Below are 13,058 nucleotides of genomic sequence, written 5' to 3'. Positions count from 1 at the left end.
TCCACGCATAAATTGAGTCGCCCCGCCGCACAAAAAGCGTCGGGGCGAAGTGTTGGGTCGCTGAATACCTGACCCAAATGGCGCGTGAAATGCAAGGGGGCTTTGTCGCACCATGTGCGGATTGCGGCCTAGTTATAACTGATCACTTCGAATTCGATCCCGTTATCGTCGTCGAAATAAAACCTCTTACCCGGTTCGTAATCTGCGTGTGATTTCGGGACAAACCCGGCCTTGACGACCTTGGCTTCGGTTTCATCGATGTCTTCCACCAGAACACCGACATGGTTAAGCCCGCCCACGATGTCATAGCTGCTTTCCTCGGAAAGTTTCGGATCACTGGGTGCATAAAGTGCAAGGTAGGTATGAGCACTGCCCACATGGACCGTATAGCCGCCAGCAATGGCCGGGCCTTCCCAGCGTGTCTTCCAACCAAATACATCCTGCATCCATTTCGCCGAGGCCTGCGGATCGCGGACTGTGAAATTGGTGTGTTCAAGTGTCGCCATCATGGGATCTCCTTTTCTACTTGAGGCTTGTCCCGACTCACCGTAATTTCTAAACCTAACTTTAGGTCAAGGTATTTTCTGAGGACGAAATGGCAGCTGCTGAAGGTTTGGCTATTGGGGCTTTGTCGCGACGCACGGGTTTGGCTGTTTCGGCGATCCGGTATTACGAGGCGCAAGGCTTGATCGCGCCTTGGCGCAATGCGGGGGGGCAGCGCCGGTATCAGCGCGCCGACATTCGACGTTTGAGCTTTATTATGATCGCTCAGCAGTTCGGCCTGACATTGCCTGAGATCCGCGATGTCTTGTCGGGTCTGCCGGGAAACCGCACGCCGACACCCAAGGATTGGACGGATATCAGTGTTGGTTTGCGAACCCATCTGGACCAGCGAATCGAAACTCTGACACGATTGCGTGACAATCTTGATGGCTGCATTGGCTGCGGGTGCCTGAGCCTGCCAAAATGCGCGTTATATAATCCCGATGATCGTGCAAAATCCTATGGTAACGGTCCCAGATACCTAATGGGTGACACTCCGGAAGGCAGAAGTGTCGAATAGCGGCATTGTTACGCCGTGTTTCGATTGACCTATGTCTTTCTCAGCATGTAATCAGCCGTGAAACAAAATTGCGCCGACCGCGCGCATAAAGCGCCAATTCGGAAAGTTAGCTAAGGAGCCCGCGATGGCCGATATTGAACGCGAAGCGATGGAATATGACGTGGTGATCGTGGGCGCAGGCCCCGCGGGCCTGTCTGCGGCCATCCGTCTGAAACAGCTGGACGCCGACCTGAACGTCGTGGTTCTGGAAAAAGGTTCGGAAGTTGGCGCGCATATCCTGTCGGGCGCGGTGCTGGACCCCTGCGGGCTGGATGCACTGATCCCGGATTGGAAGGAAAAAGGCGCGCCGCTGAATACCCCGGTGCACGAAGACAATTTCTACATGCTGGGTGAAGCCGGTCAGATTCGCATCCCCAACTTCCCAATGCCGCCGCTGATGAACAACCACGGCAACTACATCGTCTCGATGGGCAATGTCTGCCGCTGGATGGCTGAACAGGCCGAAGAGCTGGGCGTGGAAATCTTCCCGGGCATGGCGTGTTCCGAGCTTGTCTACGGCGAGAATGGCGAAGTCAAAGGCGTGGTCGCCGGTGTCTTTGGTTTGGAGGCGGACGGTTCCTATGGCCCCAACACCGAACCGGGGATGGAGCTGCACGGCAAATACGTCTTCCTGTCGGAAGGTGTGCGCGGCTCACTGTCTAAAGAAGTGATCGCCAAATACGACCTGTCTGCGGGCAAAGAGCCGCAGAAATACGGCGTCGGCATGAAAGAAATCTGGGAGATCGACCCGGCCAAGCACAAAGAAGGCTCTGTCACGCACACGATGGGTTGGCCGCTGGGCAGCAACGCGGGTGGCGGGTCGTTTATCTATCACCTGGAAAACAATCAGGTTTATGTCGGTTTCGTAGTCCACCTGAACTACAAGAACCCGCACCTGTATCCGTACATGGAGTTCCAGCGCTTCAAGCACCACCCGATGGTGGCCGAGCTGCTGAAAGGCGGCAAGCGTGTGGCCTATGGCGCGCGCGCGATCACCGAGGGCGGTTATCAGTCGATGCCCAAGCTGGTCGCGCCGGGCGTGGCGCTGCTGGGCTGTTCGGCGGGTATGGTCAACGTGCCGCGCATCAAGGGCAACCACAACGCGATGCTGTCGGGCAAAGCTGCCGCCGAGGCCGCCTATGACGCCATCAAAGCCGACCGTTCTGGCGATGAACTGACCGCGTACGAAACCGACGTGCGCGAAGGTGCGATCGGTTCGGACCTGAAGAAAGTGCGCAACGTCAAGCCGATCTGGTCGAAATGGGGTCTGACGGCCTCGTTGATGCTGGGCGGTCTGGATATGTGGACCAACACGCTGGGCTTTTCTTTGTTTGGAACCGTTGGGCACGGCAAGAACGATGCAGAATCGACCGAAGAGGCGAGCAAGCACCAGCCCATCGACTATCCCAAGCCCGATGGGGTGCTGTCTTTTGACCGTCTGACCAACGTGTCTTTCGCAATGACCAACCACGAGGAAAGCCAGCCTTGCCATTTGCGGCTGTCGGACCCGGCTGTCCCGGTCAGTGTCAACCTGCCGAAATTTGCCGAACCGGCGCAGCGGTATTGTCCGGCTGGTGTCTATGAGGTGGTCGAAGACGAAGGCGAGCCACGATTCGTTATCAACTTCCAGAACTGCGTTCACTGCAAGACATGTGACATCAAGGATCCCAGCCAGAACATCACCTGGACAACGCCGCAGGGCGGCGATGGCCCAAATTATCCCAACATGTAAGCAAAAAATGGGCAATGGCACCGTCGTGAAGGCTCTGCCATTGCCTCTTTCGAGACGAAGCCCTAGCTTATTACGCAGTCAACAATGGCAGGGCAGGGTTTTGGTGGTATCCGTCTTTCGTCGCGCGGCGCTTGCTGCGCTATTCTCCTCGGCATTTGCGTTTCCCGGTTTTTCGGATACCGGGTCCGGTGCGTATCTCGCCGGGCGACAGGCGATTTTCCAAAATGACTATACCGCGGCCGAACGGTATTATGCCCAGGCGCTGCGATCCGATCCTGAAAATGCCCAACTCTTGGAAAGTGTTGTCGTCGCCCGGCTTTCGCTGGGGGAAATCGGACGCGCCTTACCGGTTGCAGAAGTTATCGAAGAGATGAACCTGCAAAGTCAGGCCGCCAGAATGGTGATCGTGGCGAACTTGATTGCCGATGAAAAGCTGGATGAGCTGTTGTCGCGTGACCCGGAAACTCAGGGTGTCGGTCCGCTTGTAGACGGGTTGATTCTGGGTTGGGCCCATGTCGGTCAGGGCGCAATGACCAAGGCGATGGACCAATTCGATACCGTCTCTCAGCAAGAGGGCTTGGCTGAGTTCGCACTTTACCACAAAGCTTTGGCGCTGGCCTCTGTTGGGGATTTCGAAGCAGCCGAGGCGATCTTTTCGTCCAATGGCGGCGCGATTTCCAGATTTACCCGCCGTGCGGCATTGGCCCGGACGGAAATCCTGTCGCAGTTGGATCGAAACGAAGATGCACTGGCGTTTCTGAACGAAGTCTTCGTCGCCGGAAGCGATCCATCAATCGAAGGCTATGAAGCCCGCCTGAAGGCCGGGGAAACGCTGCCCTTTACGCATGTGTCGTCACCGCAAGACGGAATGGCCGAGGTGTTCTTTTCCGTAGGCGCAGCACTCAGCAGCGAGGCGGCGCAAAACTATGTATTGCTCTATGCGCAGCTCGCCGCGTTTCTGCGCAGCGACCATATAGATGCGATCCTGCTAAGCGCTGAATTGCTTGATGCGCTCGAACAATATGACCTTGCGGTCGAGGTTTACCGCAAAGTGCCTTCCACCAGCAGCGATTACCATGCGGCCGAATTGGGCCGCGCCGAGGTTTTGGGGCGCGCCGGTAAAACGGATGCCGCGGCCGAGGTGCTGCAAAATCTGGCAGCCAAAAGCCCCGATTTGCCCAGCGTTCATGTGGCCTTGGCCGATTTGCAGCGGCGCGAGGAAAACTATGCCGAGGCTGTTGAAACCTATGATACCGCGATCGAGCTGATCGACGCCGGGGTCGGCGGGAACTGGTTTTTGCACTACGCGCGCGGTATCTCGCATGAGCGGCTAAAGAATTGGGACGCGGCCGAAGCCGATTTTCGTCGCGCTTTGGAATTGAACCCGGATCAGCCACAGGTTTTGAATTACCTGGGTTATTCCCTGGTCGAGCGGCGAGAAAAGCTGGACGAGGCACTTGATATGATCGAACGCGCAGTCGCCGCGCGGCCTGACAGCGGGTATATCGTAGACAGTCTGGGTTGGGTTTTGTTCCGCCTTGGCCGGTACGACGAGGCGGTCGGACATATGGAGCGCGCGGTCGAGTTGATGCCGGTCGACCCGGTGGTCAACGACCATCTGGGCGATGTGTACTGGGCTGTTGGTCGGGCACGTGAGGCTGAGTTTCAGTGGAAACGCGCCTTGTCGTTCATTGATCCCGAAGACACCGATGGCGAAGCCGACCCGGATCGCATTCGTCGCAAGCTTGAAATCGGGCTGGACGCGGTGTTGGTCGAAGAAGGTGCGGACCCTTTGAAGGTGGCCAATGAAGGCTGAGGCTTTCGCGCCTGCCAAGATCAATCTTTCTCTTCATGTGACCGGCCGCCGCGAGGACGGCTATCACGAGTTGGATTCCTTGGTGGTCTTCGCTGATTTCGGTGACCGGTTAAGTTTCACACCCGGAGATGCCTTGTCGATCTCGGTAACGGGTGAACATGCTGAGGGGGTCCCTACAGACAGCCGAAATCTCGTCTGGAAAGCCGCTGACGCAGTGGGTTGGTCGGGCCATATAACGCTGGACAAAGTGTTGCCGCATGGTGGCGGGATCGGTGGTGGTTCGTCTGATGCGGCGGCCACGTTGTGGGCGCTATCGGGGATGGGTTATAGCATCCCAGACGAAGTTCCGGTTTCGCTGGGTGCGGATGTTCCTGTTTGCATGGCAGCCAAGGCGACAAGAATGCAGGGCATTGGCGACAGGTTAACGCCGGTCACCCTTCCGCATTTGCCCGCCGTGCTTGTGAACCCGGGCATCCCTGTCCCAACGGCTGCTGTGTTTGGGGCGTTGGCCTCGCGTAATAATCCGAGAATGCCTCAAGAAATCCCGGAATTTAAGTCCCCCGCGGATTGTGCGCATTGGCTAGGGGATCAACGCAATGACCTTGAGATGCCGGCAACCGGTGTGGCGCGTGAGATCGAGTTTGTATTGGATGAGCTGAAGCTAGCGGAACACCCGCTTATGGCTCGGATGTCCGGCTCTGGTTCTACTTGTTTTGCGCTCTACCCCACGATGGCAAAGGCTCGGGTTGCGGCAGAGACACTGCAGGCTGCCCACCCCGATTGGTGGTGTCGGGCAACGCAGCTTAATTGAGGCGAGAGACTACGTAGTCGGCTAAATCCCGCAACAATGTGCGGATTTCATGATCGGGCAGAGCGTCAAGCGATGCCTTCGCTTTATTGGCCCAGCCGAACGCATCTGCTCTTGTGGCCTGCAGCGTGCCGTATTTGGCCATCAGGGAAAGCGCATGGTCCAGATCGCCGTCTTCCTGGCGGCCACGTCCAATCGTACGTTCCCAAAACGCGTGTTCTTCGGGTGTCGCCTGTGCCACAGCCTTAATGACAGGCAGGGTCAGTTTGCGTTCGCGGAAATCGTCACCGACGTTTTTGCCGGTTGCGTTGCTGTCGCCCTGATAATCCAAAAGGTCATCTGCGATCTGAAAGGCGATCCCTAGCGCGTCGCCATAGGCGTAGAGTGCTTTGACCTGTTCCTCCGACGCTCCGGCGATCACGCCTCCGACCTCGGTCGCAGCCGAGAACAGGGCGGCCGTTTTTCCGCGCACAACCTGAAGGTAGATCGCCTCGGTCGTACCCAGATCAGTGGCCGCGGTCATCTGCAGAACCTCGCCCTCGGCGATTGTTGCGGACGCGTTGGCGAGAATGTCCAGAACTCGCAGGGATCCGGTTTCCACCATCAACTGGAAACTGCGGGAAAACAGGTAATCCCCAACCAGAACACTTGATTTGTTGTCCCACAACAGGTTGGCCGTCGGGCGCCCGCGGCGCTGGGCGCTTTCGTCGACCACATCGTCGTGCAGCAGTGTTGCAGTGTGGATGAATTCGACCGTTGCGGCCAAGCGCAGGTGATGGTCACCCGCATACCCAAACAACCGGGCCGCCGCCAACGTCAGCATCGGGCGCAGACGTTTGCCGCCTGCCTCGACTAGATGCGCGGTGACCTCGGGGATGCGGGGCGCATGTTCAGACGCCATGCGCGTGCGGATCAGGTCGTTGACCGAGTTCATTTCGCCTGCAAGCAACTCTGCCAGGCGCTCATGCGGCTTTGAGATCGTGCTGATATCCATCACACTCCTGATACAAGGCTCGACTTCCACCTCACCTTGCCCTTACATCCATCCCCATGAAAGAACTTCTGCGCAGCACCGATCCAACGATCCTGGCCTTTGCTTCTGCCCTTCTTGAAGGCGAGGATATAGACTGCTTTCAAATGGACGTAAATATGAGCATCCTCGAAGGAGGCATCGGCATCTTTCCGCGTCGTCTGATGGTTCGGACTGACGACCTGACCCGTGCCGAGCGTGTGATGCGGGATAACGACATTCCGCTGGGTCGATGACCCAATTCCCTGAAGCCGATCTGACACGCAATGATTTTCTAGGCGGTCGTGTGCGGCTGTGGCAGCCCCGATCAGGCTATCGGGCTGGGGTTGACCCTGTTTTATTGGCCGCTGCGGTACCTGCGGAGCCCGGCCAGACTATGCTTGAGCTGGGGTGTGGTGCCGGTGCGGCGGTACTGTGTCTGATGGCCCGGGTACCTGAATTGCGTGCCACTGGTGTGGAATTGCAAGCGGCTTACGCTGAACTTGCGCGGCGAAATGCGGCAGAGAATGAGGTCAGGCTACAGGTGATCGAGGCCGATCTGACCGATTTGCCTGCTGATCTGAGGCAGCGCCAGTTTGATCACATTATCGCGAACCCACCTTACTATAGGGCAGGTGCGCATAGCCCAGCCGAGAATACTGGGCGCAGCATAGCGCTCGGGGAGCAGACACCACTGGCCTCATGGGTTCAATGTGCTGCCAAACGCCTTGCGCCAAAGGGCTATTTGCACATGATCCAAAAGGCCAACCGGCTGCCCGAAATGCTGACCGCCTGCGAAGGGCGGCTGGGGTCGGTCGAAGTGTTACCATTGGCTGCACGGATCGGCCGCTCGGCAGAGTTGGTGATACTCAGGGCGAAAAAAGGTGGTAAAGCCGCGTTTCAGCTTCATGCACCGCTGATCTTGCACGAAGGAGAATCCCACCAGCAGGACGGTGACAGCTATACACCGCAGGTCTCTGAGGTCCTCCGAAATGGGGCTCAACTTCCGGGTTTTTCAGGCTGATTGGCATTAACCAGCCGAAATTGTCGGATTTATCATATTTTCTATGCACCCGCAGCGTGACAGGCTGGAAACGATGTGGTCAACTTCTTACGTGAACCTGAGACACCAACGAAGGAGTATCGAAATGAGCGTGAGCGCACATCTGACCGAACTGAAGAAAAAGCACGAAACTCTCGGTCTCGAAGTAGAACAAGCCCAACGCTCGCCAGGTATCGACGATCTCCATATAGCCCAGCTCAAAAAACAGAAGCTAAGGTTAAAGGAAGAGATTGAGCGATTGTCCAGTTAACGAGCGATACTGGCCCGCGCGGCAATAATCGCGCCACCTGTAACCAAGAGCGCCGCGATCGCCAGACCCCAGCTAGGGGCGGCGATCCCGGCCAGCACCAAAACAAGCGTAGACAGCAATGGGGCAGCATAAGAAGACGTGCCCAGCATTTGAATGTCACCCTGTTTGACCCCGATATCCCAGACATAAAATGCCAAGCCCACTGGCCCCAGCCCCAGCGCGGCGACCGAAATCCAACCCGTTGCGGTTTCAGGCCACACGGTCTCTTCCAGTGCCATGTGCAACAGGCCCGACGCGATGGCTGTAGCAACGCAAAACACAGCGACGGAACTTGTCGGTGTATTGCCAAGTCTGCGGGACAGGACCGAGTATCCTGACCAGGTCAGCGCACATAGCAACGCCAAGGCATACCCGGGGATATGTTGTGATTGAAATCCTGTGCCAGCGCCCGCGATGATGACAGCCGCACCGGCGAAACCCAGGCAGGCACCGATCAAGTGTCCAATACGCAGGTGTTCCCCCGGCAAAAGCCCCGAAAACAACACGATAAGCAGGGGCCAAAGGTACGCGATCAAACCGGCCTCGGCAGCCGGAGCCATACGCAAAGCCGAAAAATACAGCGCGTGGTACCCAAACAAGCCAACCGTCCCGAACAGGTAGGTTGTCCAGGGTACAGTTTTTAACTGGCCAATTTCGCCATTGGCCCAGGTCCAAACCAATCCCAGGCTGCCCCCGATCGAAAAGCAGATGGCGTTTAACAACAATGGGGGCGTCGGGGCCGACCCAACTGTAAACAACGCGAGCAGAGCCCAAAGCAGGACGGCAACAAAGCCAATCCCGGTTGCACGCGTTCTTGTCATGGGGCAGGAACCTTTTCTACCGGAATGATCGTGAATTCATCCGAAAGATGCGCGGTCTTTTCAATCTCGGTCATGAACCAATCGCGGAAGGCTGCAATCTGGGGCCGTTTTTCCGCACCCTGAAGGCACAAGAAGCGAAACCGCCCGCGGGTTTCGATAGCGACCTTAAACGGGGCAACCAAACGGCCTTCGGTCAGGTCTTTGATGATCATCGCGCGGCGGCCCAAAACAACACCAACACCTGCGACTGCGGCATCAATTGCGTGATCGGCATTTGAGAAATGCGCGCCATGTGTCGGCGCAAAATCGACGCCTACGGCACGAAACCATGTGGGCCAATCACTGGGCGGGCGCAAAAACGCGATCGAGTCGTCAAAAATCAGGGGTGCCTCGCGCAGGCTGTCCGGTGTTGGATACTGCGCGGCCAGCTCTGGCGTCATGACTGGGGTCAGCCACTCTTTGCGGACCGGCAGGGAGTAAAGCCCCTCATCTTCATCGTAGCCAAAGCGTATGGCCACATCCACGTCGTCCCGTTCCAGATCCATGTTTCGCAGGGTGGCCGAGAATTTGAGGTCAATATCGGGATGCGCGCGCGCAAAATCATATAGTCTGGGGGCAAGCCATTTCGCTGTCAGGGCCGGGCCGGCTGTTACGGTCAGGCTTGTGTCATTGCCTTGCTTGCGTGTCGCCTGCCAGGCTGCCTGAAGGGTCGCGAACCCTTCGGCGGCACCGGGGGCCAGAATACGCCCAGCTTCGGTAAGCTCAACCGCGCGGTTCAAACGGCGAAACAGAGGGCGCCCCAAGTGTTCTTCCAGCGATTTGATTTGAAAGGAAAGGGCTGCAGGTGTGACGTGCAGCTCTTCGGCGGCTTGGGCAAATGACATATGACGCGCGGCTGCATCAAAAGCGCGCAACGCGGTCAGTGGGGGGAGATAGTCGCTCATGTCAGGTAAGTTTTATTTAACTGAAGGGTGTAGAAAGCTCGTTTGTACGACACATTGGTAAGCGTCATATTGGTTTCAAGTCAAACAAAACTGTACTGAAAGGACGACTGCCATGATCGAGATTACGACCAACCCCGCAGCTGCCCGCGCCTTTCAAAAGGCGCACGCTCAGCGTGGTGAGATTTTCAAGCAAGCCCTGAAATGGCTTTTTGGTTCCCGCTGAATATAGCGCGCGTGTTCTTACGGGATAAAAAAGGGCCGGTTCGATGAACCGGCCCGAATTGTATCTGGGCTGTCAGTCTTACGAGAAGAACTGAGCGCCATTCGCAGAAATGGTGGAGCCGTTGATGAATTGTGAATCATCCGAAGCCAGGAATGTCACGCAGCGCGCGATTTCATCTGCCTCGCCAAGACGGCCCGCCGGAATTTGCCCGATGATGGCCTCGCGCACCTTTTCCGGAACGGCCATAACCATCTCGGTTGCGATGTAGCCGGGGCAGATGGCGTTTGCAGTGATACCCGCACGTGCGCCTTCCTGCGCCAGGGACTTCACAATGCCCAAATCGCCAGCTTTGGTCGCCGCATAGTTGACCTGCGCAAACTGACCCTTCTGACCGTTAACCGAGCTGATTACGATGACACGTCCGAACTTGCGCTCACGCATGCCGGGCCAGACCGGGTGGATTGTGTTGAAAACACCGGTCAGGTTGGTGTCGATAACCTGAGTCCACTGCTCGGGCGTCATCTTGTGGAAGGGTGCATCGCGTGTAATGCCGGCATTGGCGACCACAATGTCAATGGCACCGACCTCGGCCTCGACCTTTTCGATCCCGGCTTTGGATTCGTCGTAGTCGGCCACGTTCCATTTGTAAGTCTTGATGCCGGTTTCTTCGGTAAACTTTGACGCCGCTTCGTCATTTCCCGCATAGGTAGCGGCAACATTGTATCCTTCGGCCTTAAGAGCCTTGGAAATGGCCGCGCCGATCCCGCGCGAACCGCCGGTAACAAGTGCTGTACGTGCCATTATGGTAGTCCTCCAGTTTAGTCGTCTTGGTAATTCTGTTACTTTGATGGATTGATTTGCGCAACATTATTGTCTTGCTTTGGCTTCCTCCGGAGCCAGAATATTGCTGCATTTGAGAGTTAACATTGATCTGCAACAAAAAAGGGCGCCTGATCGGCGCCCTTTTTTATTTGAGTGGGGACGCACTTAGTCGCGCTCCACACACAGGGCTACGCCCATTCCGCCGCCGATGCACAAGGTCGCCAAGCCTTTCTTGGCGTCGCGTCGCTTCATTTCAAACAGCAGCGTGTTCAAGACGCGGCAGCCCGAAGCGCCGATGGGGTGGCCAATCGCGATGGCCCCGCCATTCACGTTCACAATCGAAGGATCCCAGCCCATATCTTTGTTTACCGCACAGGCCTGAGCGGCAAATGCTTCGTTGGCTTCGACCAGATCCAGATCGTCCACGGACCAGCCAGCTTTTTCCAACGCCTTGCGCGAAGCGTAGATCGGACCAACACCCATGATGGACGGGTCAAGACCAGCTGTTGCATAAGACGCGATGCGGGCCAAAGGCTCGATCCCGCGCTTTTCTGCGTTTTCCGCTGACATCAGAAGCGTTGCCGCTGCGCCGTCGTTCAAGCCAGACGCGTTCGCCGCTGTGACCGAACCGTCTTTGGTAAAGGCCGGGCGCAGTTTGCCCATAGCCTCGATTGTGGCGCCGTGGCGGATGTATTCATCCTTGTCCATCACGATGTCGCCCTTGCGGGTCTTGATCGTGAAAGGGGTAATCTCGTCCGCGAATTTACCGGCTTTTTGCGCCGCTTCCGCTTTGTTCTGGCTGGCTACGGCAAATTCATCCTGCATATCGCGGCTGATTTGCCATTTCTCGGCCACGTTTTCAGCGGTTTGCCCCATGTGATAGCCGTTGAAAGCATCCCAAAGACCATCGCGGATCATCGTGTCGATGTACTTAACGTCGCCCATCTTGTGTCCCGCGCGAAGCGCCGCGGCATGGGGGGACAGCGTCATATTCTCTTGGCCACCTGCGGCAACAATATCCGCGTCACCCAGTTGGATGTGCTGCGCGCCCAAGGCAACAGCGCGCAGGCCCGAGCCGCACACTTGGTTAATACCCCAAGCCGCACTTTCCTGCGGAAATCCTGCGTTGATATGTGCCTGACGCGCGGGGTTTTGACCCTGCGCTGCTGTCAGAACCTGTCCCATGATGGTTTCGGAAACTTCGCCCTTTTCGATCCCGGCGCGTTCCACAACGGCCTTAAGCACAGCGGTTCCCAGATCATGCGCAGGCGTGTTCGCAAAGGAACCACCGAAACTGCCCACACCGGTGCGTGCCGCGGATGCGATTACTACGTTCGTCATTTAGACAATCCTTTACCGTCAAGGTCCTGTGGGAAACGTGACGGCGCAGTTATCAGAGGTCGCCCCCTGCCAGTAAGAGCGCCACATGATCCCCCGCTCCAACTGCTCATGGAATAGCCTAACGCTGCACATGCAGCAACGGTCAGCTTGTCTCAGGCTGACTCCGGTGATTATTTATTGACTAAACTGCTGAATGTTTGACCTTTTCGTTTTTCCAAGGCGGCGAAACGCTTGGGGCACCGAAGAGGAACCCCTGTAAACAGTCAACTCCGTTCGACACAAGAAACTCAGCATCCTCTTTTGTTTCGACCGATTCGGCTGTGACGAGGATTTCAAATTCGCGCGCGACGGCGATCAGGGCGCGGACCAATGCCTGATTGTCGGGATTAGTGCTAATGCCGCGAACGAACTGGCCGTCGATCTTGGCGGCGTCGAAAAGGAACTCGCGAAAATGGCGAAAGCTGAAATTGCTGGCGCCAAAGTCATCCAGAGCAAAGGCTACACCGCGCGGCTGCAACCGGTCCATGAAGTCCATCACGAGTTCAGGCACGGTCATCGCTGAACTTTCAGAGATTTCCAGGATCAACCGCTCGCCTATGTTGGCGTCTTTCTTCAAATACCGCTCAAGCACACGATTCCAGCGTGCATAACCGATCGCACGCGCGGACATGTTGACCGACATTCGAATATCGGGATTGCGGGCCAATGCGCGCAATCCCATTTCCAGCGCGATACAATCCAGTTCGCGGCCGATTGGTGTGTTTTCCAGTTGAGGCATAAATTCTCGGGCCGGGATTACCCGGCCGGTTTCATCCAAGACGCGGATAAAACATTCGTAAAAGGCAACAGCATGCGGCGGGTTGGCTTGCATAACGGGTTGGTACGCCAGCTTACACTGTTTGTGCATCACCGCCTCGGTCGCCATTTGAACGGTTGAGGCGTCGCGGGATGTGACGGCCGCGTTCAGCGGACTGTCCGAGCCTTCGGGCAAGTCTGCCAGTTTGTTGTCCTGCATGCGCTGTTGCCCCTTGCCGTTGACGGTCAGGGTTGGATTTCAGAACAAACCTGTGAATCTGGAGTTAATTTCC

General features: G+C 56.9%; 14 protein-coding genes. 7 read left to right on the top strand and 7 right to left on the bottom strand.

The window, feature by feature from the left end:
- Positions 1-128: 128 nt before the first annotated feature.
- Complete coding sequence (locus ACR0DG_RS06030; protein WP_480695315.1) at positions 129-509, bottom strand: VOC family protein; 381 nt, start codon at positions 507-509, stop codon at positions 129-131.
- Positions 510-595: 86 nt separating this feature from the next.
- Here ACR0DG_RS06030 and soxR point away from each other — a divergent pair, with 86 nt between their 5' ends.
- The 4 genes from soxR to ACR0DG_RS06010 all read left to right on the top strand — a co-directional run bounded on the left by soxR (position 596) and on the right by ACR0DG_RS06010 (position 5,461).
- The gene (gene soxR / locus ACR0DG_RS06025; protein WP_480695313.1) at positions 596-1,063 is read left to right on the top strand and encodes a redox-sensitive transcriptional activator SoxR; all 468 of its coding nucleotides are present in this window, start codon (positions 596-598) and stop codon (positions 1,061-1,063) included.
- Between the two features lie 124 nt (positions 1,064-1,187).
- Complete coding sequence (locus ACR0DG_RS06020; protein WP_480695311.1) at positions 1,188-2,834, top strand: electron transfer flavoprotein-ubiquinone oxidoreductase; 1,647 nt, start codon at positions 1,188-1,190, stop codon at positions 2,832-2,834.
- A gap of 103 nt (positions 2,835-2,937) precedes the next feature.
- Positions 2,938-4,650 (top strand): tetratricopeptide repeat protein, encoded by a 1,713-nt coding sequence (locus ACR0DG_RS06015; RefSeq protein WP_480695309.1) that lies wholly within the window; start codon positions 2,938-2,940, stop codon positions 4,648-4,650.
- On the top strand, positions 4,640-5,461 hold the full coding sequence (locus ACR0DG_RS06010; protein ID WP_480695307.1) for a 4-(cytidine 5'-diphospho)-2-C-methyl-D-erythritol kinase: 822 nt from the start codon (positions 4,640-4,642) through the stop codon (positions 5,459-5,461). The genes ACR0DG_RS06015 and ACR0DG_RS06010 overlap by 11 nt, the downstream gene beginning before the upstream one ends.
- On the opposite strand, the gene ACR0DG_RS06005 is transcribed toward ACR0DG_RS06010, so the two are convergent.
- Positions 5,454-6,452 (bottom strand): polyprenyl synthetase family protein, encoded by a 999-nt coding sequence (locus tag ACR0DG_RS06005; RefSeq protein ID WP_480695306.1) that lies wholly within the window; start codon positions 6,450-6,452, stop codon positions 5,454-5,456. The genes ACR0DG_RS06010 and ACR0DG_RS06005 overlap by 8 nt on opposite strands.
- A gap of 56 nt (positions 6,453-6,508) precedes the next feature.
- Between ACR0DG_RS06005 and ACR0DG_RS06000 the strand changes: the two genes are divergently transcribed.
- The 3 genes from ACR0DG_RS06000 (at position 6,509) to ACR0DG_RS05990 (ending at position 7,780) form a co-directional block, all read left to right on the top strand.
- Positions 6,509-6,724, top strand: a complete 216-nt coding sequence (locus tag ACR0DG_RS06000; protein ID WP_170333283.1) for a putative signal transducing protein — start codon at positions 6,509-6,511, stop codon at positions 6,722-6,724.
- On the top strand, positions 6,721-7,491 hold the full coding sequence (locus ACR0DG_RS05995; protein ID WP_480695304.1) for a tRNA1(Val) (adenine(37)-N6)-methyltransferase: 771 nt from the start codon (positions 6,721-6,723) through the stop codon (positions 7,489-7,491). Before ACR0DG_RS06000 ends, ACR0DG_RS05995 begins: the two co-directional genes overlap by 4 nt.
- A 124-nt stretch (positions 7,492-7,615) precedes the next feature.
- Positions 7,616-7,780, top strand: coding sequence for a YdcH family protein (locus ACR0DG_RS05990; protein WP_480695302.1), 165 nt, complete (start codon positions 7,616-7,618; stop codon positions 7,778-7,780).
- On the opposite strand, the gene yddG is transcribed toward ACR0DG_RS05990, so the two are convergent.
- The 5 genes from yddG to ACR0DG_RS05965 form a co-directional block, all read right to left on the bottom strand.
- Positions 7,777-8,640 carry an aromatic amino acid exporter YddG gene (gene yddG / locus ACR0DG_RS05985; protein WP_480695300.1) on the bottom strand — a complete coding sequence of 288 codons (864 nt, stop codon included), beginning with the start codon at positions 8,638-8,640 and terminating at the stop codon, positions 7,777-7,779. The genes ACR0DG_RS05990 and yddG overlap by 4 nt on opposite strands.
- Positions 8,637-9,584, bottom strand: coding sequence for a transcriptional regulator GcvA (locus tag ACR0DG_RS05980; protein ID WP_480695298.1), 948 nt, complete (start codon positions 9,582-9,584; stop codon positions 8,637-8,639). The genes yddG and ACR0DG_RS05980 overlap by 4 nt, the downstream gene beginning before the upstream one ends.
- Positions 9,585-9,885: 301 nt before the next feature.
- A complete protein-coding gene (gene phbB / locus ACR0DG_RS05975; protein ID WP_480695296.1) occupies positions 9,886-10,608 on the bottom strand; it encodes an acetoacetyl-CoA reductase in 723 nt (240 codons plus the stop codon).
- 186 nt (positions 10,609-10,794) lie between these two features.
- On the bottom strand, positions 10,795-11,970 hold the full coding sequence (locus ACR0DG_RS05970) for an acetyl-CoA C-acetyltransferase (RefSeq protein ID WP_480695294.1): 1,176 nt from the start codon (positions 11,968-11,970) through the stop codon (positions 10,795-10,797).
- 181 nt (positions 11,971-12,151) lie between these two features.
- The gene (locus ACR0DG_RS05965) at positions 12,152-12,985 is read right to left on the bottom strand and encodes an EAL domain-containing protein (RefSeq protein ID WP_480695292.1); all 834 of its coding nucleotides are present in this window, start codon (positions 12,983-12,985) and stop codon (positions 12,152-12,154) included.
- Positions 12,986-13,058 lie beyond the last annotated feature (73 nt).

The organism is Ruegeria sp. BG8 (assembly GCF_056538325.1).
The sequence above is the reverse complement of the archived record's forward strand: the minus strand, read 5'-3'. Positions and strand labels throughout refer to the sequence as shown.